The 23469-nt window shown below is 64.3% G+C and carries 14 protein-coding genes; 3 read left to right on the plus strand and 11 right to left on the minus strand.

What is annotated here, in order from left to right; genetic code table 11:
• Positions 1-36 precede the first annotated feature (36 nt).
• From LNV08_RS20015 to LNV08_RS20030, 4 genes are all read right to left on the minus strand, one after another.
• Positions 37-744, minus strand: coding sequence for a MotA/TolQ/ExbB proton channel family protein (locus LNV08_RS20015; RefSeq protein WP_263535583.1), 708 nt, complete (start codon positions 742-744; stop codon positions 37-39).
• Positions 745-864: 120 nt separating this feature from the next.
• On the minus strand, positions 865-1881 hold the full coding sequence (locus tag LNV08_RS20020) for a sulfate ABC transporter substrate-binding protein (protein WP_263535500.1): 1017 nt from the start codon (positions 1879-1881) through the stop codon (positions 865-867).
• 426 nt (positions 1882-2307) lie between these two features.
• Positions 2308-3474 (minus strand): sigma-54 interaction domain-containing protein, encoded by a 1167-nt coding sequence (locus LNV08_RS20025; RefSeq protein WP_263535501.1) that lies wholly within the window; start codon positions 3472-3474, stop codon positions 2308-2310.
• A gap of 219 nt (positions 3475-3693) precedes the next feature.
• On the minus strand, positions 3694-6051 hold the full coding sequence (locus tag LNV08_RS20030) for a sulfatase-like hydrolase/transferase (RefSeq protein ID WP_263535502.1): 2358 nt from the start codon (positions 6049-6051) through the stop codon (positions 3694-3696).
• Positions 6052-6283: 232 nt separating this feature from the next.
• On the opposite strand from LNV08_RS20030, the gene LNV08_RS20035 reads away from it, so the two are divergent.
• Both LNV08_RS20035 and LNV08_RS20040 read left to right on the plus strand, forming a co-directional pair.
• Entirely contained in the window at positions 6284-7837 is a 1554-nt protein-coding gene (locus LNV08_RS20035) for a Do family serine endopeptidase (RefSeq protein ID WP_263535503.1), read from the plus strand.
• Positions 7838-8242: 405 nt separating this feature from the next.
• A complete protein-coding gene (locus tag LNV08_RS20040) occupies positions 8243-9115 on the plus strand; it encodes a hypothetical protein (RefSeq protein ID WP_263535504.1) in 873 nt (290 codons plus the stop codon).
• Positions 9116-9435: 320 nt separating this feature from the next.
• Here the strand turns inward: LNV08_RS20040 and LNV08_RS20045 are convergent, their stop codons facing one another.
• Positions 9436-10254: a substrate-binding periplasmic protein gene (locus LNV08_RS20045; RefSeq protein ID WP_263535505.1), complete on the minus strand. Its 819-nt coding sequence runs from the start codon at positions 10252-10254 to the stop codon at positions 9436-9438.
• Positions 10255-10642: 388 nt separating this feature from the next.
• Between LNV08_RS20045 and LNV08_RS20050 the strand changes: the two genes are divergently transcribed.
• Entirely contained in the window at positions 10643-11458 is an 816-nt protein-coding gene (locus LNV08_RS20050; protein WP_263535506.1) for a class II glutamine amidotransferase, read from the plus strand.
• 11 nt (positions 11459-11469) lie between these two features.
• Here the strand turns inward: LNV08_RS20050 and LNV08_RS20055 are convergent, their stop codons facing one another.
• From LNV08_RS20055 to LNV08_RS20080, 6 genes are read right to left on the minus strand one after another with little or no spacing between them, the layout of a single operon-like run.
• Positions 11470-13740: a xanthine dehydrogenase family protein molybdopterin-binding subunit gene (locus tag LNV08_RS20055; protein ID WP_263535507.1), complete on the minus strand. Its 2271-nt coding sequence runs from the start codon at positions 13738-13740 to the stop codon at positions 11470-11472.
• Positions 13737-14228: a (2Fe-2S)-binding protein gene (locus LNV08_RS20060; RefSeq protein WP_263535508.1), complete on the minus strand. Its 492-nt coding sequence runs from the start codon at positions 14226-14228 to the stop codon at positions 13737-13739. Before LNV08_RS20060 ends, LNV08_RS20055 begins: the two co-directional genes overlap by 4 nt.
• Positions 14229-14258: 30 nt before the next feature.
• Positions 14259-15656: an efflux transporter outer membrane subunit gene (locus LNV08_RS20065; RefSeq protein WP_263535509.1), complete on the minus strand. Its 1398-nt coding sequence runs from the start codon at positions 15654-15656 to the stop codon at positions 14259-14261.
• Between the two features lie 3 nt (positions 15657-15659).
• Entirely contained in the window at positions 15660-18797 is a 3138-nt protein-coding gene (locus LNV08_RS20070) for an efflux RND transporter permease subunit (protein ID WP_263535510.1), read from the minus strand.
• Positions 18794-21886 carry an MdtB/MuxB family multidrug efflux RND transporter permease subunit gene (locus LNV08_RS20075; RefSeq protein ID WP_263535511.1) on the minus strand — a complete coding sequence of 1031 codons (3093 nt, stop codon included), beginning with the start codon at positions 21884-21886 and terminating at the stop codon, positions 18794-18796. Before LNV08_RS20075 ends, LNV08_RS20070 begins: the two co-directional genes overlap by 4 nt.
• A gap of 1 nt (position 21887) precedes the next feature.
• Complete coding sequence (locus tag LNV08_RS20080) at positions 21888-23447, minus strand: MdtA/MuxA family multidrug efflux RND transporter periplasmic adaptor subunit (RefSeq protein ID WP_263535512.1); 1560 nt, start codon at positions 23445-23447, stop codon at positions 21888-21890.
• Between the last annotated feature and the right edge of the window lie 22 nt (positions 23448-23469).

Here is a 23469-nt window from a genome sequence, read left to right on the forward strand (position 1 = left end):
TTTTGTCTGCTCCTGAGCTGTGGGCTATGCCGGTCTTCAGTGACCGGACTGCGCCAGCAGCGCGGTGTGCAGGTCATCGCCGAAGCTCTGCACTTCGTCGATGGCGGCCTTGTTGCGCCGCGCAAGCCAGTTGTAGCCCAGCAGCGCCGGCACGGCCACGGCCAGACCGATGGCGGTCATGATCAAGGCTTCACCGACCGGGCCGGCCACCTTGTCGATCGAGGCCTGGCCGGCCACGCCGATGGCGGTCAGCGCGTGGTAAATGCCCCAGACCGTGCCGAACAAGCCGACGAAAGGTGCAGTCGAGCTGACCGCAGCCAGGAAGGCCAGGCCTTGCTGCTGAGCGCCTTGCACCTTTTCGACGGCGCGCTCGATCGACAGCGTCACCCAGTCATGCAGGCCGATATGCTTTTGCAGCTTGGTGTGCTTGCCGCTGGCGTCCAGGCCGGCCTCGGCCAGATAGCGGAAGGGGCTGTCCTTGCCCAGACCCTCGGCGCCTTCGCGCACCGTCGGCGCGGCCCAGAATTTGTCCTTTGCGTCGCGGCTTTGGCGCACGATCTTGGCTTGCTGCAGCAGCTTGGTGATCAGGATGTACCAGCTGCCAATGCTCATGACAGCCAGGATCAGCAGCACGGTCTTGGTGACCAGGTCGCTCTGGGCCCACAGTGCGCCAACGCCGTAGGGGTTGTCGACACTGACCGTTTCCGGCTGCGCAAACGCCATACCAAGGCCGCACAGCAGCATCAGTCCGGCGCTCAGATTGCGCGCGATATGAGAGTTATCTTTTTTCGTGTTCATAGCTTTGATGATTTGTTGTGCGCCTAGGTGTTGGTGCTGTTGGCGGTGGCTTGCTGGCCTGTTCTCTTATTTCTTGGTGTAGATCTTGTCGAACACGCCGCCGTCTGCAAAGTGGGTTTGCTGCGCCTTGGTCCAGCCGCCGAAGACATCGTTGATGGTGAACAGATTGATCTTGGGGAATTGCTTGGCATACTTGGCGGCGGCCTTGGCGTCGGTAGGGCGGTAGAAGTTCTTGCCGGCGATGTCTTGGCCTTCATCCGAGTACAGATACTCCAGATAGGCCTGCGCCACTTCACGCGCGCCACGCTTGTCGACGTTTTTGTCGACCACCGCCACCGGAGGCTCGGCCAAGATGCTGATAGGCGGATAAACGATGTCGAACTTCTCGGCGCCAAATTCCTTCAGGGCCAGATGGGCTTCGTTTTCCCAGGCCAGCAGCACGTCACCGATGCCGCGCTCGGCAAAGGTGACGGTGGAGCCGCGCGCACCGGAGTCCAGCACCGGTACGTTCTCGAACAACTTCTTGACGAAGTCTTGCGCCTTGGCATCGGTGCCGCCGGGCTGTTTGAGCGCGAAACCATAGGCGGCCAGATAGCCCCAGCGTGCGCCACCCGAGGTCTTGGGGTTGGCTGTGATGACACCCACGCCCGGCTTGACCAGATCGTCCCAGTTCTTGATGCCCTTGGGGTTGCCCTTGCGGACCAGGAAGATATAGGTCGAGGTGTAGGGCGAGGCATTCAGCTTCAAACGCTTTTGCCAGTCGGCATTGATCAGCTTGCCGCCTTGCTCAGCGATGGCGTCGATGTCATAGGCCAAGGCCAGCGTGACCACATCGGCCTCCAGGCCGTCGATGACCGAGCGGGCTTGCTTGCCCGAACCGCCGTGCGAGACCTTGACGCTCAGGTTGTCGCCGGTCTTGGCTTTCCAGTATTTGGAGAAGGCGGCGTTGTATTCCTGGTAGAGCTCACGGGTCGGGTCATAAGAGACATTGAGCAGGGAAATGTCCTTGGCAAGAGCCAGGGCCGAGCTGGCGCTCAAGGCAGCGACGAGAAGGGTATTGCGCAGGAAGTTCTTGGCAGACATGGAGGTAATCAATCCGTGGTTAAAGTGGAGGCACCGCTCTTTGGAAGGAGTGGCTGCTTGGGGCTCAGTTTGCTGCGCCGCAGTCAAATCGTGAAGAACGAAGTTCGCAGATGCTTATGCGTTGAGTGGCGCTATAGAGCCTGGACCTAATAGCAATGTTCATCGGTACAAATTGACGCGCGAACGATCGCCTGAAGGTCTTGTTTGACCGTCATCGATGACGCAGCGATCGTCCGCGTTCTGGACTTGAAGTCAGCAAGTTCAGTGCCAGCTTCAAAACAAGGCTGAGCAGTGTGGAGAAGTGCTTGCTCAAGCACTTTTGGGGCTCTGTGCTGGCGAATCTCTGCTCTGATGCAGGCAGCGCTGCTGCGAATTCATCAAGCCATGCCGGCCCACTGTTGCTGGCGCAACAGTGGGCCGGCTGACTCAAGCCGCTTGGCAGTCGTCGTCGGTCAAGGCTTCGAAGGCCGGGGCTGCGTGGTTGGCGCTGCGGCCACTGTCTGCGAGCAAGCCGGCCCGTTTGAGCTGGGCGCGCAAGATATTGCGACTGACGCCCAGCAACTCGGCCGCATGTACTTGGTTGCGGCCCACATGGGTGAAGGCGGCTTGTACGATTTCGCGTTCAAGCAGGGCAAACAGGTCGTTCGGCGGCGACAGGTAGATCGCCTCCAGCGCAGCGCGCAGCAGGTCGAGGGGAGCCTTGTCGGAAGAATCCGCAGCGGCGGGAAGCTGCTGGGTCAGTGTTTCGGTCGCACTGGATGCTTGGGCGCTTGGGCTCGGTGCCGAACGACCCAACCGGCTGTGCAGGTTCAAAGCCTCGGGTCGCAATTCATCGCCGCGTCCGGTGATCAAGGCGCTGTGGATGACGTTCTCTAGCTCCCGGATATTGCCGGGCCAGTCATGCCCCAAGAGCTTCAGATAAGCCGCATCGCTCAGCCTGACCGGCCCGCGCCCGAGCCGTTTGCTATAGAGCGCAATGAAGTGCTCGGCCAGCGCCCGGATGTCGGCCGGGCGTTGGGCCAGCGGTGGCAGATGCAAAGTAGCGATGTTGAGGCGGTAAAACAGATCGCGTCTGAAGTGGCCGGCTTCCACCGCCTGAGCCAGGTCCACATTGGTTGCGGCGACCAGACGCACATCGACATCGATCGCTTTGCGCGAGCCCAGCCGCACGACTTGGCGCTCTTGCAACACGCGCAGCAGCTTGACCTGCATCTGCAGCGGGAGATCACCGATTTCATCGAGGAAGAGCGTGCCGCCGCGGGCGGTCTCGAACCAGCCGGCGCGCGCTTGCAAGGCGCCGGTATAGGCACCGCTCTCATGGCCGAACAGCTCGGCTTCGACCATGTTGTCGCTGAAGGCGCCGCAGTTGACGGCCACAAAGGGCCCCACACGCCCGCTGCAGGCGTGCACATGGCGAGCGATCAATTCTTTGCCGGTGCCGGTTTCGCCGGTGATCAATACAGTGGCTTCGCTGGCCGCGACCAACTCGGCCTCGGCCAACAAGGCCTTGGAAATCGGATCTTCAAACACCAGAGCCTTGGCGCGAATCGACAGCGCTTGCGGGTCCGGCAGGGTCAAGAGGGTGCTGGGCATGATGGTGTTGGGGCAGGGTTCGCTGCAAGCGAGCGGAGCTCTGCTTGCCAGGAAAGTGTCGGAACTTGCTGCCTGGACAGCAGCTCCGCGCTGGATCTGAAACAGCTCTGCACTCTAGCCAGCAGTCAGCGTGACTCGAAGTTAGAAATTCGAGCTTGCTTATGCGTTGTTGGCTGCTTACCGCACCAGCCTACACACACCCATGCCCACAGAGTCGCTTCAGCGCAGCTCGATCTGCACGCGCTCGATCTGGCCGCCAAAGCGGAAGGGCGTGGCGTAGTCACTCGTGACCGGTGAGCCCAGGTCGGCGCCGATGTCTTGCGACTCATAGGTTTGCACAGCAATCTTGCTGATCGCGCCTGCGCCGGCGAGCTGGCCATTGACGAACAGCCGCCCTTGGCCGGCCACCGCATTCGCGACCGGCTGGGCCACGTCGGGCGTGAACTCAAAGGCCACGCTCACCTTGCCGGCCGGCAAGGCGGCGGCGCTGACGAGATGGCCACTCGCATGCCCATGGGCATTGGCGGCATAGTGCAGGCGGCCGTCCTGCACATAGAGGCTGTAGCCGCCCCAGCGGCCGCCATTGGCGATGATCACGCCGTCGTTGCTGCGTTTGCCGTCGAGCTGCAGCTCGGCGCTGATGCGGTGCGCGCGCTGCGCCACTTGCGGGGCGTTGCCCGAGGGGATGCGTTGCACGCCCGCGCGGTAGCTGAAGCTCTGGCGTCCGGCGCTCGGATTGGGGCGCCCCTCGCCGCCGGGCTGCAGCGGGTAGACCTCATTGCGCTGCGCCTCCTGGTCGAACAAAGCCTCCAAGGCCTTCACGAGGGCCGGCTGCTCGGCCGCCAGATTGCGCGCTTGGCTGTAGTCGGTATTGAGGTTGTAGAGCTCCCAGGCGCGGTCACCGAAGGGCTCTTGGCTCCACAGCGCGCCGGGCTGCTTGCGCACATGACGTACCCCGGCAAACCAGCCGTCTTGGTAAATGCCGCGCGTGCCATTGATCTCGAAATACTGCACGCGTTGCGGCGCCGCTGCATCGGCGCGGGCAAAGCTATAGGCCAGGCTCTGGCCGGCCAGCGGCACTTGTGCAATCCCTTCGACCACATCTGGGAACTTGATGCCGGTGACTTCATAAATGGTCGGCGCGATGTCGATGGCATGGCCGAACTGGCGGCGGATTTCGCCCTTGGCCTGGATGCGAGCCGGCCAGGACACCACCATCGGATTGCGGATGCCGCCCAGATAAGCGGGCTGGCCCTTGCCGTACTGGAAGGGCGTGTTGTCGGCCCAGCCCCAGCCTGCACCGTAGTTGTTGTCGAAGGCATTGCTGCCCAGCTGATCGATCAGCTTGAGGCGCTCCTCCAGCGTGCGCGGCCGGCCCTGCGCGTCCTGCGCATCGCGGCCGGTCAGCGGGTTGTCGATGGCGGCGCCGTTGTCGCCGGCAATGAAGAACACCAGGGTGTTGTCCGCGCGGCCCAGCGCCTTGATCTCGTCCAGCACGCGGCCCACTTGGTGGTCGGTGAAGGCGAGAAAAGCGGCCGCCACCTCGGCTTCGCGCGCCAGCAAGCGCTGCTGATCGGCCGAGAGGCTGTCCCAGGCCGGCAGCTCGGGCGGGCGCGCGGTCAGCACCGCGTCCTTGGGAATCACGCCGAGTTTTTGCTGGCGCGCGAAGTTCTGTTCGCGCAATTTGTCCCAGCCGACATCGAACTGGCCCTTGCACTTGGCGATCCAATCGCTGGGCGCATGCTGCGGCCAATGCGTGCCGCCGGGCGCAAACCAGAGGAAGAAGGGCTTGTCCGGGTAGACGGCGTCTTGCGTGCGCAGCCAGCCCTGGGCCTGCTCGGCCATATCGGCAATCAGGTGGTAGCCCTGGGCGGCCGTGCGATCCGGCTCAACAGCCAGCGTGTTGCGCCAGATGCGCGGCTCATACTGGTTCTCCGCGCCGCCGTGGAAGCCGTAGAAAAACTCGAAGCCCAGGCTGGTCGGCCAACGCTCGAACGGCCCGGCCGGTGTCACTTCCCAAGCGGGGGTGTTGTGCCATTTGCCGAAGGCCGCCGTGCCGTAACCGTTCTGGCGCAGCACCTCGGCCACGCCGACCGTGTCTTTTTGCCAGACCGAGTTGTAGCCGGGGTAGCCGGCCGTGGCCACCTGGCCAAAGCCGGCTTGATGCGCATTGCGGCCCGTGAGTAGCGCGGCGCGAGTCGGCGCGCAAAGCGCGGTGACGTGGAACTGGTTGTAGCTGATACCTTGATCGGCCAGGCGCTGCAGCGTTGGCGTCTTGGCCAGGCCGCCAAAGGTGGAACTGGCGCTGAAGCCCACATCGTCAAGCAGCACCACGACGATATTTGGCGCACCGGCCGGCGCCTTGGCGGCCTGCGGAAAGGCGGGCGTGGCGGCGTCACCGCGCGGTGCGATCTTGCCGGCGAAGGGGGCCGCGGGGCGCGGCAGCACTTCCAGCGCTTGAGCGTCCGCTGGCGAGGCAAAAGACAGGGCCAGCGTCAGCGCCAGGCCGAGCACGGAGGAAGCGAAGGATTGGGCGCGGGCAATGGGCCCGCTAGGCGGCAATGCGGATCTGTACATGGGTTTCATAGTTGTCAGGTTTGGCTTTGCTTAAGCAACTACCGGGCCAAAGCATCCGCAGCGCTGGACGCAGGCCTGCGCCCAGCAAGACTGCTGCACGAGCAGCAGCGCGTGGCCGCAACTGTTGCTGCTGATGCACTTGGGCACGCTGGCTCCAGGCGAAGACGCCGATCCTGCGTGGTACGTAACTTGCGGACTACACAGTTATTCGAATCAGACCTGGAAAGAACGCATGTGCCGCTATCACTATCGCAACACGCTGGCTTTGACAGCAATCGCTCTTGCTCTGCATACGAGCACGGCCGTGGCTCAGCCCGTCTCCAAGGAGGCCGCAACGGTCACGCCAAGTTTGTCGACCTCCACGGTCGCGCCAAGCCTGGCACCCTCCGCAGTCGCGCCAAGTCTGGCACCCTCCGCAGTCGCGCCAAGTCTGGCGCGAGGCCTGCCCGACTTCACCGAACTGGTGGAGCGCGTGGGGCCGGCGGTGGTCAATATCCGCACCACCGCCAAAGCCAAGCCCAGCGAGGCGCGGGCCGAGGAAGAAGAGGCGCGCGAATTGCTGCGCCGCTACGGCCTGCCGGTGCCGCGCGGGCGCTCGCCTCGCGGTGCTTTGCCGGGTGGTCCGGCCGATGACGAGCCGCAAGAGCGCGGCGTCGGCTCCGGCTTCATCATCAGCGCCGACGGCATTTTGTTGACCAATGCCCATGTGGTGGACGGCGCGGCCGAGATCTTTGTGCGCCTGAGCGATAAGCGCGAGTTCAAGGCCAAGCTGATCGGCGCCGACAAGCGCAGCGATGTGGCGGTGCTGAGCATCGAGGCCAGCGGTCTGCCCACCGTCAAGCTGGGCGATGTGAGCCGACTCAAGGTCGGTGAATGGGTCATCGCGATTGGCTCGCCCTTCAACTTCGACAACTCGGTGTCGGCCGGCATCATCAGCGCCAAGGCGCGCGACACCGGCGAGCTGCTGCCCTTGATACAGACCGATGTGGCGATCAACCCCGGCAACTCCGGCGGCCCGCTGATCAATCTGCGCGGCGAGGTGGTGGGCATCAACTCGCAGATCTACAGCCGCTCGGGCGGCTATATGGGCATCTCGTTTGCGATCCCGGTCGACGAGGTGGAGCGCGTGGCCACGCAACTGCGCGCCAAGGGTCGGGTGGTGCGCGGGCGCATCGGCCTGCGCATCGGCGAGCTGAGCAAGGAGGTGGCCGAGTCACTGGGTCTGCCGAATGCGCAGGGAGCCTTGGTGCGTGGCCTGGAGCCGGGTGGGCCGGCTGAGACTGCCGGCGTGGAGCCCGGCGATATCGTCATCCAGTTCAATGGCCAGCCTATCGAGAAGCCCAGCGATCTGCCGCGCATCGTCAGCAATAGCGCGCCGGGCAGCGAGCAATCTTTGCAGGTTTGGCGGCGTGGCAAGCCGCTCTCGCTGCGGGTGAAGGTGGCCGAGCAGGAACCTGAGGTGCCGGTATTGGCGAAGGCCGAAGCCGCGCCCAAGACGGCAGTCGGGCCTATCGCGGCGCTGGGCTTGCAACTGGCCGAGCTGAGTGCGGCCGAGCGCAAGGAACTCAAGCTGGCTCATGGCCTGCGGGTAGCGGCTGCTGCAGGCCCGGCGGCGCGTGCCGGCCTGCGTGAGGGCGATGTCTTGCTGGCCTTGGGCGCCAGCGATATCGCCAGCGCCAAGCAGTTGGAGCTGCTGCTGGCCCACAGCGACAAGCGCAAGCCGCTGAGCCTGCTCTATCTGCGCGAAGGTGCGGCGCAATATGCGCTGATCAAACCCGCCGCCTGAGTTCGAAGTTAGAACTTATTCGAATTTGCAAGCTCGATTTACGTCCTTCCACGGCGAGCGCTGAGACTCTATGCTTGAGCCCAAGCGCAAAGTAGTTCAGGGCGAGGGCGGGAGAGTTGAACTGCGCTGCGCTGAAGAACATGCTTGCCAGCGCATGGCTGGCAAGCGAAGCTTGTCTCCTCAAGCCCGTCATGGGTTTGATTCGACCCCATAGCGTCTTGGCGCTATGGGGTCTTTTTTTGCCATACGGCTTGCAGGCTGCAGCTTCACTCGGCGCATGAGCAAATGCGGAATCAGTCCTTCTGCGCAGCAGTGCCAAGACTTATGGTGGCGGCTTGTATCAAAAGAAATGGACTTGCCATGGGCAGCCAAGCTAACCATATATTCACAGTGACCCGAGTGCCCGTGGCAGCCGATGCTCAGGCCGAGCCGGCCGCTGTGCATGAGTTGGACGTGTTGGTGATCGGGGCCAGCCGCCTTGGCGCCCTGGCCGCTTGCGTAGCGGCCGCGCAGGGAGCGCAAGTGGCCGTGCTTGATAGACGCGCCTGCTGCACGTCCGTCGCGTCGCTGCCGGGCGCGCGCTCGGTGCATTGGCTGAGCCAGCATCATGCGTTGGAGCTGCTGGTCGATGAGCAGGGTCGGGTGCGCGGCGCCAGTGGCGTCAGTGGCGAAGCCGAGAAACCCTGGCGCGTGTTGGCCGGCGCCATCGTGCTGGCGGCCCCGGGCACCCGTTTGATGGCGGTGGAAGCGGGCGTGGCCGGCATCTGGCCGGACCTGGCGACGGCGCCTGGCTTGCTGCATGTTTTGGGCTCGTCCGACCCGGCCCAGGTGGGCCGCGCCGCCGCTGAGTTGGCCCTGCAAGAAGAGTTAACGCCGAGCGTGCGCGCAGCGTCGTCTACACCCGATGATTTGTACGGCCCGGCCGGCTTGCGCCCCACCGGCTGGGCTGGACTGCGCGGTTTTGGCCGACAGCCGATCAACCCTTTTGCGCTGCAGGCGGCCTTGCAGATGGTGGCTCAAAGCCAGGCGCGGCGGCAGCTTGAGGCAGGGTCTGCTGCGCCGGATGGTGCGGCAGCCGCTGCAGCTGATCTGGCCCGGCTGGACGCTCTTTGGCAGTTGCTCAGCACGGCCGCACCGGCTCCCTTGGGCGCGCTGAGCGCGTGCCGGGCCGTCGCCGAACGCCTGGCTTTGGCGCGTTGGCAAGCCCGGCGCGAGGTGCAGGACGCGCAGGCGCTGCGAAACGCGGCACCGCTGCGACTGCGGGCATTTGCTTGCTGAGAGTGCCGCCCAGACTTGTCGCTTTGCGCCAGGTAGCCCGAGGGGAGGAGAAGCAACTTGGAAGCGGCCCACCGTCTTGTTTCATGTGAGCCCTGTCATCTCCATGTTGTTCGCTGCAATCTGTCAGAACAGACGTCATTCACCCCGCAAGATGCAGAGGGTCAGGTCTTGATTTGACTTGAAATTTGAGACCTGCTCGCGAACTTGTATCCCCGAACTTTCACAAGTGGCGCAGGATCAACAGAGCGACCCCCTTTGATTTGCTGGGCGCCCGAGGTGCGCAGGCGTGGCTTTCGCATGCGCTAAGGGAGCCAATCCCTTCATTGCTTCCAGTCCCTCATGCCGTAGCGAGCCAGCGTCTTTGCCAGCTGCCCACTCTTTCGCAGTTGAATGATGCCCTGATCTAGCGCTTCGCCGATCATTTGAGACCGCCGTTCGTCTTTCTTGGATAGACCAACCACCATCTTTTCCTTTTCCAGGCAGCCCACCGCCTGGAAGTTCCTGCCGATGTCCCCTTTGCTCTGCCCATACTCAAATACATCTGTGCTCAAGACGACCGTGTCGGCACGCTTTAGCCCCAAGAAGATGAAGAGACGTTTGGCAAAATGTTGCTCACCCTTGAATCGTGTGACCGTGATCGTCGAGTGGTGAGCCTTGAGGTAGTCATCAACTTCACCGAGGCCAGAGTCGGCCAACATCGCAATGTGCTGATTTTGCAGGTCAGCAGGTTGGCGATAGCGCCATTGGCTGGATTTGTCGGCATAGAAACAGTACTGCTGGTAGCCCACTGCCTGTGCGTGGAATATGTACTTTGGAAATCCGGGGACCGTAGGCGTGAGCAGGCCATCAACCTCGCCGCGATCCACCATCCGCATGGCGCGAGACCATGGGAAGTAGTGCAATGTATAAGGTACCCCCTGCGATTGCAGAGCCTGCGTCACGATATCAACCACGTAGCCTTTGTCTGGCGCCCCTGATTCGCAGTGCTGCGGACACCAATCGTTGGCAACCAAGGCAACGGGCTTCCTCTGTAACTCGGGCCAACTAGGCTGGGCGCCGACTTCCTGAAGAACCATAAGGCTCACGACGCCGAATAGCCACCGGCCCGTTCCTAGTCGATTCAGGACAGTCTTTTCCATGGGCCTTGGCATGATATTCAATACAGATATGCAGCGCTGTGCCGCCGGCACGGTGAATCCTAATATGCCACAGACCTGTTTCTACGGCTTGCCTTTGCACGCCGGGGTCAGATGCCGTCTTGAACCTGAAGGGCTCCTCCAAGCTTGCCCGGTAGCGTCAGTTCCGCCACATTCCGGGCGTTCGAATTGGGTAGCTTGCTACGTATAGAAAGCTTTGAACTGAAGGCCGCATCGAGCCAGAAGTGGCGAAGTGGTGCCTTAGTTCTTTGCAAGCTTGGTGCTCAGAAAGCAGCCGCTGCTTCGCTCAGCGCATGAGCAAATGCGCAATCCGTCCTTCTGCGCGGCGAGCACAAGCCCTAAGGTAGCGGCCTAGACCAACCGAGTTCCCATGTGCCAATTGTTCGCGCTCAATAGCAACACGCCCAGCGACGTGACTTTTTCTTTCACCGGCTTCTCGGCCCGCGGCGGCGCGACCGGCGAGCATGTCGACGGCTGGGGCATGGCCTTTCATGATGAGCGCGGCTGCCAGGTCTTTATCGATGAGAAGCCGGCCAGTCAATCGCCGCTGGCGGAGTTTCTGCGCCGCCATCCGATCAAGGCCAACTCGGTGTTGGCCCATATCCGCAAGGCCACACGCGGTGCGGTGCAGTTGTCCAACTGCCACCCGTTTCAGCGCCAATGGCGCGGCCGGCATTGGGCGTTTTGCCACAACGGCACGCTGGAGAACTTTGCGCCGGCGCTTGAATCGGGTTTTCAGCCGGTCGGCAGCACCGACAGCGAGGCCGCTTTTTGCTGGCTCTTGCAGCAGTTGGAGCAGCGGTTTGTGGACGTAGATGCGGCGCCGAGCTGGGCCGAGTTGGCGCCGGTGCTGGCCGAGCTGAGCGCCGAGTTGGCCAGTTATGGCAGCTTTAATATCGTGCTCAGCGACGGCGAGGCCGTCTACACCCATTGCAGCACGCGCCTGCACTGGCTCAGCCGCAGCCACCCCTTCGCCCAAGCCCGCTTGATCGATACGGAGCTGAGCCTGGATCTGAGCCGGGCTAACGGCCCGAATGACCGCATGGTGCTGGTGGCGACCGAGCCGCTGACCCATGATGAGCCCTGGCAAGCGATGGCGGCGGGCGAGTTTTTTGTCTTCGTGCAGGGCCAGCCGGTCTGGCGAGCTCAGACACAAGTACAGGCGCCGCTGCTCGCGGCGGCCTGAACCTCAAACCATCAGATCCAACTCAGATCTACCCTTGCCAGCGGCCATTGCCGCACTCGTTTGCCGGTGGCGGCAAAGATGGCGTTGCAGACGGCCGGCGCCAGCGGCGGCAGCGCCGGCTCGCCCAGGCCGGTGACCGGCTGCTGGCTGCGCAGGAAGTGCACCTCGATCTTGGGCGGTGCATCGCCTATGCGTATCAGCGGATAGTCGCCGAAATTGCTCTGCACAATGCGGCCGCGCTGGATGTCCAGTTCGGCATGCATCAAGGTGCCCAGACCGTCGATCACCGAGCCTTCGACCTGGTTCTCGGCACCGCTCAAATTGACGATTTGGCTGCCGATGTCGGAAACCACCACCACCCGGTCGACCTTGAGCGCGCCAGCCTTGGAGACCGTCACTTCGGCCACCTCGGCGATATAGCCCCGGTGGCTGAAGTGAAAGGCGATGCCGGCGCCCTGGCCGCGTAGGAACTTCTTCTGCCCCCATTGCGCCTTGGCCGCGACTTCCTTGAGCACCGCGCGCATGCGGCCCACGTCATAGGGCGCGGCGCGCTCACCGCTGCCGGGTACCAGATCGCGCTGACCCAGCAACTCCAAGCGGAAATCCAGCGGGTCGCGCCCGGCCGCATGGGCCAGCTCGTCGATGAAGCTGTGGAAGACCCAGGCAAACACATTGCTGCCGGGCGCGCGCCAAGGCCCCATAGGCACGCCGCATTCGATCGGCGTCTGCTCCAGCAGATAGTTAGGCGCCCACCGGCCGGGGAACTCATCGCCCGAGAGGCTGGCGCCGCTGCCGGGCTGCAAGACCGATTTGCCGTCGCGCTCGACCCGGTTCGCAAAGGTGACGAAATGGTTGTGCCAGGCGGTGAGCTTGCCGGCCGCATCGACGCCGCCCCGCAGAAAGTGAAAGCCACCGGCGCGGAAATGATCGTGCTGCAAATCATCCTCGCGCGACCAGGTCAGCTTGACCGGCGCCTTGACACGCTGTGCGATCGCCGCCGCCTCGACCACGTAATCGGCACTCAGGCGCCGCCCGAAGCCGCCGCCGCTGCGGGTGATGTGCAGGCTGATTTTCTCCTTGGGCAGGCCCAGGGTGCTGGCGACCAGGTTCTGGCCGGCGGCCGGGTTCTGCGTCGGCGCCCAAAGCTCCAGGCTGCCGTCGGGCTTGAACCAGGCCGTGCAGTTTTGCGGCTCAATGCTGGCGTGCGAGACAAAGGGGTAGCTGTAGGCTGCCTCCACCACCTTGGCCGAACTAGCCAAGGCGGCATTCACGTCGCCGTCCTTGCGCTGTACTTGCGCGCCAGGCTGCTTGGACAGCGCCTGCGCCTGCTGCACAAAGCCGTCCCAGCTTTCATTGGCAACCTTGCCTTCGTCCCATTGGACCTTCAGCTGCTTGCGCGCGCTGAAGGCCGCCCAGGTGGAATCGGCGACGATGGCAACACCCGGCAACAGGCCGCGCAGGTCAGCGGTGCCGGCGATCACGAACGCATCGCGCACGCCAGGCAAGGCCTTGATCGCGTCCAGATTGGCGCTGACGACCTTGCCACCGAAGGCCGGCGACTTGGCATAGACGGCATAGAGCATGCCGGGCAGTTTGATGTCGATGCCAAACAGCGGCTTGCCGGTGACGACGGCCAGGTTGTCCACGCCGCCGATGCGCCGGCCGAGCAATTGGTAGTCCTTGGGGTCTTTGAGTTTGACGGTGGTCGGGTCCGGCAGCGGCAGCGTGGCCGCTTTGGCGACCAGCTGTGCGTAGCTGAGGCGGCGTTTGCTGGGGCTGTGCAGCACGGCCGAGTTCTCGGCCCTGCATTCCGAGGCCGGCACGCCCCAGGTCTGCGCAGCAGCCTCGATCAGCAGCATGCGCGCGGTGGCACCCAGCAGCAGGAAGTTGTTGTAATTGTTCGGCGTCGAGGTCGAGCCCCCCGCGCTCTGGTTGCCGAAGATGGGATCGAGGTCGCCCTGAATGACCCGCACATCCTGCCAATTGACCGACAACTCCTCGGCCAGCACCATGGGCAGCGAGGTCTTGATGCCTTGGCCGATCTCCGGCTGCTTGGAGATCAGCGTCACCACGCCTTGTAGCGAGATGCTGATGAAGGCATTGGGCTGGAAGTTCACTGCCGTGCCGGCTGCGTCCAGCGCAGCGGGCTTGCCGACCTGATCGGCCGCGCCGCTGGGGACGATGTGCAGGCCTAAGAGCAGGCCACCGCCGCCGACTGCGCTGCGACGCAGGAAGTTTCTGCGATCCGCTTGGCGTGGAGTCAGGTTTTGGCGATTCATCATGCTTTCACCTTCTTGGCAGTGGCTGGCTTGGCCTTGATTTCGGCCGCGCGGTGGATGCCGGCGCGTATGCGCAGATAGGTGGCGCAGCGGCACAGATTGCCCGACATCGCGCCGTCGATATCGGCATCCGTGGGCTTGGGGTTTTCTTTCAGCAGCGCCACCGCCGTCATGATCTGACCGGCCTGGCAATAACCGCATTGCGGCACATCCAGCTCTTGCCAGGCTTGTTGCAGCGGGTGAGCGCCCTTGGGGTCCAAACCCTCAATCGTGGTGACCTGCTTGCGCCCGACGGTGGACACCGGCGTCATGCATGAGCGCGTCGGCACGCCATTGATGTGCACGGTGCAAGCGCCGCAGGCCCCGATGCCGCAGCCGTACTTTGAGCCGGTCAAGTCCAAGTTGTCACGCAGCACCCAGAGCAAGGGCGTGTCGGCGGCGACGTCCACTTTGCTGGGCTGGCCGTTGATCTGGAGGGTGTATTGAGGCATTGTGGAGGTCTCCGGGCTAAGGGTGTGGTTTTACCAGCTTCCAGCAATATTCTTCAGCAACTGGTTGCTGGCCGTCAGTTGCCGGCTTTGCAGGTCGAGCAGATTGCGCTCGCTATTGAGCGCGGCGGTTTGCGCCACGACGACATTGAGGAAGCTGACCGTGCCGACGCGGTATTGCTCTTGCGTAATGTCCAAATTGCGCAGCGCCGCGCTGAGCGCCTCGGCCTGCAGCCCCGCCTGGGCCTGTAGCTGGCGGCTCAGGAACAGGTTGTCTTCGACTTCCTGAAAAGCCTGCAACACCAGTTGGCGGTAGACGGCGCCGGCCTGTTCGGCCTGCGCTATCGCCTGTGCATGGACGGCGTCGCGGGCGCCGCCGTCCAAGATCTTTTGTGCCAAGGCCGGGCCCAGCGACCACAGCAGCGTCGGCGCATTGAACAGGTCGTGCAAACCAGGGCCACGCAAGCCCGCGCCGGCCGTGATGCTGACGCTGGGGAAGAAGGCCAGCGCGGCCTCGCCGACCTGGGCTTGCGCGGCGGCGACGCGGCGTTCGGCGGCGTTGATATCGGGGCGGCGCTGCAGGAGCGTCGAGGGCAAGAGCTCGGGCGTGCTGGGCGGCAGCGGCAGCTTGGCGGTTTGCTTGAGGCTCAGCTGCGCCGGCGCTTGGCCCAAGAGCACGGCGATGGCATGTTCGGCCAGCGCGCGCTGGTTGTTGGTGTCCAGGCTTTGCACCTGGGCGTTCTTCAGCTGGGTTTCGGCCTGCAAGACATCGGTGGCCGCTACGACGCCGGCCTGGTAGCGCGCCACCGTCATGTCCAGCGAGCGCTGAAAAGCGCTGATATTGCGTGCGATCAGTGCTTGTTGGGCCTCGGCCACGCGCAGGCTGAAATAGCTTTGCGTCAAGGTTGCCTGGGCCGACAGTCGCAGCGCCGCCAGGTCATTCTGGCTGGCCTGCAAGCGCGCCTCGCTGGCCAGGCTGGCTTGTTTGAGGCGGCCCCAGAGATCAAGCTCCCAGCTGGCGGCCAGATCGGCGCGGGCATTGGTTTGCGCGCCGTTGCCGGTGTCGGCACGGTTGACGTTGAAGCTGCCGCCCAGCTGCGGCTGCTGCGCCGCGCGCACCTGGCCCAAAACGGCGCGGGCCGCGTCGACTTGGGCCAGCGCGGCTTTGAGGTTTTCGTTGCCGATCACCAATTGGGCTTGCAGCGCGTCCAGGGTCGGGTCTTGGTACAAGCTCCACCAGGCGGCGGGGATGGCTTCGGTGTCGCTTGCGCCGCTAACTGCACCAACTGCCGGGGCACTTTGCTTGAACTGTGCTGGCTGTTGCGGTGCGGCCAGCTGGGCGCTGCGTGGCAAGCTGCAAGCACTCAGCAGCAGGCCGAGGGCGCCATACAGCGCCAGACGAGCTTGGGGAGAATTCAATAGAGAGGACATGGTTCAGATCGAGACAGGTAAGGCCCTTGGGTGGCCGGGTGCGCGGCGCAGCAGCCGCGCCAGCCGCAAGCGCAAGCGGTCCATGCAGAGAAAGACCACCGGCGTGGTGTAGAGCGTCAATAACTGGCTCAGTAAGAGCCCGCCCACCACCGCAATGCCCAGCGGTTGGCGCAGCTCCGAGCCCACGCCCATGCCTATGGCCAGCGGCAAGGCGCCGAACAGCGCGGCAAACGTGGTCATCAGAATCGGGCGCAAGCGCATATGCGCGGCGCGATAAATCGCCGCCGAGGCCGGCAGTTCACGCCCCTGCTGCGCCGCAAGCTTTTGCCGCGCAATCGCGAAGTCGATCATCATGATGGCGTTCTTTTTCACGATGCCGATCAAGAGCACCACACCAATCATCGCAATGATGGAGAACTCAAAGCCCAAGCCCATCAGCGCCAACAGTGCGCCCACGCCGGCCGAGGGCAGGGTGGACAAAATCGTGATCGGGTGCAGCAGGCTTTCGTACAACACACCGAGCAAGATGTAGATGGTGATCATCGCGGCCAAGACCAGCCAGGGCTGATTCGCCAGCGTGGCTTGAAACGCGTTGACCGTGCCGCTGTAAACGCCGCGCACCGCCACCGGCACGCCCAGCTCGGCCACCAAGTTGTCGATCGCGGCGGTGGCCTGCGACAGCGACACGCCGGTGGCGAGATTGAAGCTCAAGGTGGTGGCCGGCGTGCCCTTGTCATGCGCGACCGACAGCGGCGCCAACGTCGGCTCTATGCGCGCCAGCGCGGCCAGCGGCACTTGCGCGCCGCCGCGCGCGGTCAGGAACAGGTTTTGCAGCGCCTCCGCACTTTGCAGATACTCGGGCGCTAACTCCATCACCACGCGGTACTGGTTTTGCGGGTTGTAGATCACGCTGACCTGGCGCTGGCCAAAGGCATTGTTCAGCGCCGTGCTGAGATCGCGCATGCTGATGCCGTGCAGGGCCAGGGCGTCGCGGTCTATCACCAGGCTGGTTTGCAGGCCACGGTCCTGGCGGTCGCCGCTGACGTCGGTGAGCTCTTTCAACTCGCTCATGCCGCGCCGGATGCGTGGCTCCCAGGTGGCCAACTCCTTCAGCTCATCGGCTTGCAAGGTGAACTGGTATTCGGAATCGGACTGCCGCCCGCCGATGCGGATCTCGGCACCGGCGCGCAAGAAGAGCGCCGCACCGGGCACCTTCGCCAGCTTGGGGCGCAGCCGGTCCAGCACTTCATCCACCGAGGCCTTGCGTTCCGCCAAGGGCTTGAGCGCCACAAAAACCTGCGCGCCATTGCTCTGGCCGCCGCCGGTGCTGATGGTGACATGGGCGATCGCCGGGTCGGCGCGCAAGATCTCCATGAAGGCGTCCATCTTGCCCTGCATGGCCTGGAAGGAGCTGCCCTGGTCGGCATTGATGCCGCCAATCATCCGGCCCACATCCTGCTGCGGGAAGAAGCCTTTGGGGATGATTTGGTAGAGGTAGACATTCAAGCCAATCACACCCGCCAGGGCCAGCAGCGCCACCGGCTGATGGCGCAGCGTCCAGCGCAGGCTGCGCCGGTAGCCGCGCTGCAGGCGGCGCAGAAGTCGTTGCCAGAATCCAGGCGCTTTGGGGCTGGCCGACTCGGCGCGCATCAAGCGCGCCGCCATCATCGGTGTGGCCGTCAGCGAGACCAGCATGGACACCAGAATCGCCACCGACAGCACCACCGCAAACTCGCGGAACAGCCGGCCGATATAGCCACCCATGTAAAGAATCGGGATGAAGGCGGCAATCAGCGACAGGCTGATGGCGACCACCGTGAACCAGATCTCGAGTGCCCCGTCCAGCGCCGCCTGCAGCGGCGTCTTGCCGCGCTCCAAATGGCGGCTGATGTTCTCCATCACCACGATGGCGTCGTCCACCACAAAGCCGGTCGCCACGGTCAAGGCCATCAACGAGAGGTTGTCCAGCGTATAGCCCAAGAGGTACATCACGGCCAAGGTGCCCGCCAGCGAGGCCGGCACCACCACGGCCGGAATCAGCGTGGCACGCAGGCTGCGCAAAAAGGCATAGACCACCACGATCACCAGGCCGATCGAGATCAGCAGCGTGATTTGCACCTCTTTCAATGAGGCGCGAATGGTCAGCGTGCGGTCCATCATCACTTCGAGCCGCGCGCCCTCGGGCAGGCCGGCGCGCATCTGCGGCAAGAGGGCATGCAGGCCGTCCACCGTTTCCAGCACATTGGCATTCGGCGCTCTCTGGATGCGCAGGATGATGGCGCGTGCGCCGTCGGCCAGGCCGTAAGCGCGCACGTCCTGGGTCGCGTCGCTGACCTCTGCCACGTCTTGCAGGCGCACGACGGCGCCATCGCGAACCTTCAAAACCAGCGGTGCATAGTCGGCCGCCCGTGCGGCTTGGTCGTTAGCGGCAATTTGCCATTGGCGGCCGCCGCCTTCTTCTTCATTGGCATCCAACTCCTCTATATAGCCCTTGGGCCGGTTCGCATTGCTGGCCACCACCGCCTGGCGCAGTTGCTCCAGCGACAGGCCCTGGGCGCTGAGCTTGTTGGGGTCCACGGCAATACGCACGGCCGGCAGCGAGCCGCCCGCCAGGCCCACATCGCCGACGCCGCGCACCTGCGCGATGCGCTGCGCCAGCACGGTGGAGGCCACATCAAACAACTGCTTGACGGGCACCGTATCCGAGCGCAGCGCCAGGATCATGATGGGCGGATCGGACGGGTTGACCTTGCGATAGCCCGGATTGCCCGGCAAGCCGCTGGGCAAGATGGCGCGTGCCGCATTGATGGCGGCCTGCACCTGGCGCGCGGCCGCGTCGATATTGCGGCTGAGGTCGAACTGCAGCGTCACCCGCGCGCTGCCTTGGGACGAGGTGGACGTCATCTCGGTGATGCCGGCAATGCTGCCCAAGGCGCGCTCCAGCGGCGTGGCCACGGTGGCCGCCATGGTCTCGGCGCTGGCGCCGGGTAGGTTGGCGGAGACCGAGATGGTGGGTGAGTCAACCTCGGGCAAGGAGGCCACCGGCAGCAGCAGATAGGCCAAGCCGCCCAAGAGCAGCAGGCCCAAGGTCAGCAGCGTCGTGGCGACCGGCCGCTTGATGAAGGGCGCCGAAAAATTCATGCCACCGCCTCGCTGACTCGGCCGCGACCGAAGCGCTTGGTCAGCGCATCAAACTGCAGGTAAATCACCGGCGTGGTGAACAAGGTCAAGAGCTGGCTGACGATCAGGCCGCCCACCATGGTGACACCCAGCGGATGACGCAGCTCGGCACCGACCCCGCTGCCCAGCATCATCGGCAGGGCGCCCAAGAGTGCTGCCATGGTGGTCATCAAGATCGGCCTGAAGCGCAAAAGGCAGGCCTGGTAGATCGCCTCGCGCGGCGACAGCGTGCCGTCGCGCTGCGCTTCGATCGCAAAGTCGATCATCATGATGGCGTTCTTCTTCACGATGCCGATCAAAAGCACGATGCCGATCACCGCGATCAGCCCCAGCTCCAGATTCGCCACCTTGAGCGCCAAGAGCGCTCCGACGCCGGCCGAGGGCAGGGTGGACAGAATCGTCAGCGGGTGAATGAAGCTCTCATACAGCACGCCCAAGACGATGTACATGGTCACCACCGCTGCCAGGATCAACCACAGGGTGTTGCCCAGCGAAGCCTCGAAAGCCAGCGCTGCGCCCTGAAATTTGCTCTGCACGGTGGCCGGCAGGGCCAGCGCCGCTTGCTCCGCGCGGATCGCGTCGACGGCGTCGCCCAGCGCCACGCCGGGCGCCAGATTGAAACTCAGCGTCGCGGCCGGGAACTGCGCCAAGCGGTTCAAGGCCAAGGCGGTCGGCCGCTCGCTCAAACGCGCCACCGAACTCAGCGGCAGCAGCGCGCCGCCGGTTGCCGGCACATAGAGGCCATCCAGGCTGAAGGCGCTGCTTCGCAGGGCCGGATCGGTCTCCAGCACCACGCGGTACTGCGCCGACTGGGTGTAGATGGTGGACACCAGGCGCTGGCCATAGGCGTTGTAGAGCGCCGCGTCGATGGCGGCGACGCTGACGCCCAGGCGGCCCGCCGCGTCGCGGTCGATCTCGACAAAGGCTTGCAAGCCGTTTTGCTGCAGATCGCTGGATACATCGCGCAGCTGCGGCAGCTGGCGCAGGCGCTCCAGCAGGCGTGCATTGGCGCTGGCCAACTCGGCCAAGTCAGGTGAGCTCAGGCTGAGCTGGAACTGGGTCTTGGCAATGCGATCCTCGATGCTGAGGTCTTGCACCGGCTGCATATAGAGCGCAATGCCGGGCAGTTCGCGGCTGGCCGCTTGCAGCCGCGCCATCACCTCCGTCACCCCCGCCTCGCGCTGCTCATGCGGTTTGAGGCTGATCAGCAGGCGGCCGCTATTGAGCGTGGCATTGCTGCCGTCCACGCCGATGAAGGAGGCCACCGACTCCACCGCCGGGTCAGCCAGCACCAGGGCTGCCAGCCGCTGCTGTTGAGCTGCCATGGCCGGGTAGGAGATGCTGGGCGCCGCCTCGGTGATGGCCTGGATGGCGCCGGTGTCTTGCTGTGGGAAAAAGCCTTTAGGCACCCAGAAGTACAGCGCCACCGTGGCGGCCAGCGTCAGGCCGAAGCCGGCCAGGGTCAGGCGCTGATAGGCCAGGGTCTTGGTCAACGCACGGCCATAGAGTGCGATCAGCGCGTCAAAGCCCCGGCCCACGGCCAGGAAGATTCGGCCATGCTTCACATCATGTTCTGGCTTGAGCAGGCGTGCGCTCATCATCGGCGTTAGCGTCAGCGAGACCAGGGCCGAGATCAGGATCGCCACCGCCATGGTGATGGCGAATTCGTGGAACAGCCGGCCGACCACATCGCCCATGAAGAGCAGTGGGATCAGCACCGCGATCAGCGAGAAGGTCAGCGAGATGATGGTGAAGCCGATCTCGCGGCTGCCTTTGAAGGCGGCGGCCAAGGGGCTTTCGCCGGCCTCAACATGGCGGGCAATGTTCTCGACCATCACGATGGCGTCGTCCACGACAAAGCCGGTTGAGATGGTCAGCGCCATCAAGGTCAGGTTGTTGAGCGAGAAGCCCAGCAGATACATCACGCCCAGCGTGCCGACCAGGGACAGCGGCACCGCCACCGCCGGAATCAGCGTGGCTGAGGCGTTACGCAGGAATAGAAAGATCACCATCACCACCAGCGCGATGGCCAAGAACAACTCGTGTTGCACCGAGGCGACCGAGGCGCGCACGGTCACGGTGCGGTCGCTCAGCACCGCCACATCGACCGATGCCGGCAGCGTGCTCTTGAGTACCGGCAGCAAGGCCTTCACGCGGTCCACGGTCTCGATCACATTGGCGCCGGGCTGGCGTTGCACATTGAGGATCACGCCTTGGGTGGTGTTTGCCCAGGCGCCGAGGCGAACGTTCTCGGCGTCGTCCACTAACTTGGCGACATCGCGCAGCCGCACCGGATTGCCGTTCTTATAGGCCAGGATCAGATTGGCATAGTCCGCCGTGCTGCGCAGCTGGTCATTGGCGTCGATGGTCGAGGCACGCGCGACGCCGTCGAAACTGCCTTTGGGCTGGTTGACATTGGCGCTATTGATCAGCTGGCGCACGTCTTCGCTGCTCAGGCCCAGCGTGGCCAAAGAGCCCGGGTTGAGCTGTATGCGTACGGCAGGGCGGCGTCCACCGGCAATGCTGACCAGACCGACGCCGGGCACTTGCGAGATCTTCTGCGCCAGCCGGTTTTCCACCAGGTCATGGACCTTGATCACCGGCAGCGAGGGCGAGGTGATGGCAATGCTGAGTACCGGCGCATCGGCCGGGTTGACCTTGTTATAGACCGGCGGCATCGGCAGATCGGCCGGCAGCAGACTGCTGGCCGCATTGATGGCCGCCTGCACCTGCTGCTCGGCCACATCGAGCGAGACCTCCAGCGCAAAGCGCAGGGTGATGCTTGAGGCACCGCCCGAGCTGCTGGAGCTGAGCTGGGCCAGACCCGGCATCTGGCCGAACTGGCGCTCGAGCGGCGCGGTGATAGCTGAGGCCACCACGTCCGGGCTGGCCCCGGGGTAAAGCGTGGTGATCTGAATGGTCGGGTAGTCCACCTCGGGCAAGGCCGAGACCGGCAGCAGCCGATAAGCCAGCAGGCCGGATAGCAGCACCGCCAGCATCAGCAAGGTGGTGGCGACCGGTCTTTCAATGAAGAGCCGTGAAGGATTCATTTCACTGACTCGCCTCGCGCTTGGCGCGTTCGGCGCGGCGCTGTTCGATGAAAGCGCGTCGCTCGTCCGGGCTCATGGCGCGCAGCTTTTCGGCCAGCTCGGGCGGCAGGTGACTGAAGCCTTCGGGGCCTCCTTGACCGATTGCTCGGCGCTCACCTTCTTGGCGCTCATGGCGTTCGGTCCTGGCCTGGTCCTTGGGCGCCCTGTCCACGGCTGGGGCAACGCTGGCCGCCGCTGCCGGCGCGCTGGCTCCATCGGCTCCGCGCTGCCCGCGCTTGCCGCCGCGCCCGCCTCCACCACCACCACCCCGCTCGGGCTGTCCGTCCTTGAACTGCGGCTTGATCACTTCGACTTGCGAGCCTTCGCGCAAGCGGTCCACGCCGTCGGTAACGATGCGCTCACCGGCTTGCAAGCCACCGCCTTGCACACTAACCCAGCCCTGGTCGCTGGCGCCGGCCTGCACGCGCTGCACGCTGACCGTTTTGTCCTCGCCGACGCGGTAGACGTAACTGCCTTGGCCGTCGCGCAAGAGCGCTGCGGCGGGCACGGCCAACTGGTTCTCCAGCGTCGCCAATTGCAGGCGCACATTGACGAATTGGTTCGGGAACAGCGACAGGTCGGCATTCGGGAACGCCGCCTTCAGCTTGATGGTGCCGGTGGCGGCATCGATGGCGTTGTCGCTGCTGCCCAGCTGGCCGACAGCCAAGCGGCGCAGGCCCTCGCGGTCCCAGGCTTCGACCTGGAGTTTCTGGCCGGCGGCCAGTTGTTCATTGACGCGGCGCAGATGGGTGTCGGGCACTGCGAACACCACGTTGACCGGCTTGCTCTGCGCAATGCTGATCAGCCCGCCCGCATCACCGGGCTTGAGCACATTGCCCAGGTCCACCTGCTTGAGGCCGACTCGGCCTTCAATCGGCGCCACGATGCGGGTGTGCGACAGCTGTAGGCGCGCGTTGTCCACCAAGGCCTGGCCAATCTGCACCGTGCCTTGCAATTGCCGCACCTGGGCGGCCTGGGTGTCGACCTGTTGCTTGGCGATTGCGTCCTTGGCCAACAGCTCGCGGAAGCGCTCCAGGTCCAGCCTTGCGTTTTGCAGCAAGGCCTGATCGCGCGCCAGCTGGCCCTCGGTCTGCGCCAGATTGATTTGCAGCGCGCGGTCGTCCAGCTCGGCCAGCAGCGCGCCGGCCTTCACCCATTGGCCTTCCTTGAAATGGATGCGCTTGAGTTCGCCCTCGATCTTGGCCTTGACCACGGCGGTATTGGCGGCCGAGATCGTGCCGATGGCGCTGACCGTGACCTGGATATCGCGTTTGGCAACGCTCGCCACGCTGACCGGCTGGATGCGGCCGCCGCCAAAGCGGGCGCCGCTGGCGGGCTTGCCTGGCGCGCTGGCCGCGCTACTTGCTGAGGCGCTGGCTGCGGCGGCGCTTTCGCTGCGTTGGGCATAGGCCCACCAGGCGCCACCTGTGCCCAAGGTCAGCAAGGTGGCGATGGCCCAGGGCAGCGCTTTTTTAGCTGCTGACGGTGATGATGAAGATGGCGTGTTGGTGGACGAATTCATGGAGAGAAAAATGGGGGTGTCT

The organism is Paucibacter sp. TC2R-5, from assembly GCF_025717605.1.
GTDB classification, from domain to species: Bacteria; Pseudomonadota; Gammaproteobacteria; order Burkholderiales; family Burkholderiaceae_C; genus Paucibacter_A; species Paucibacter_A albus.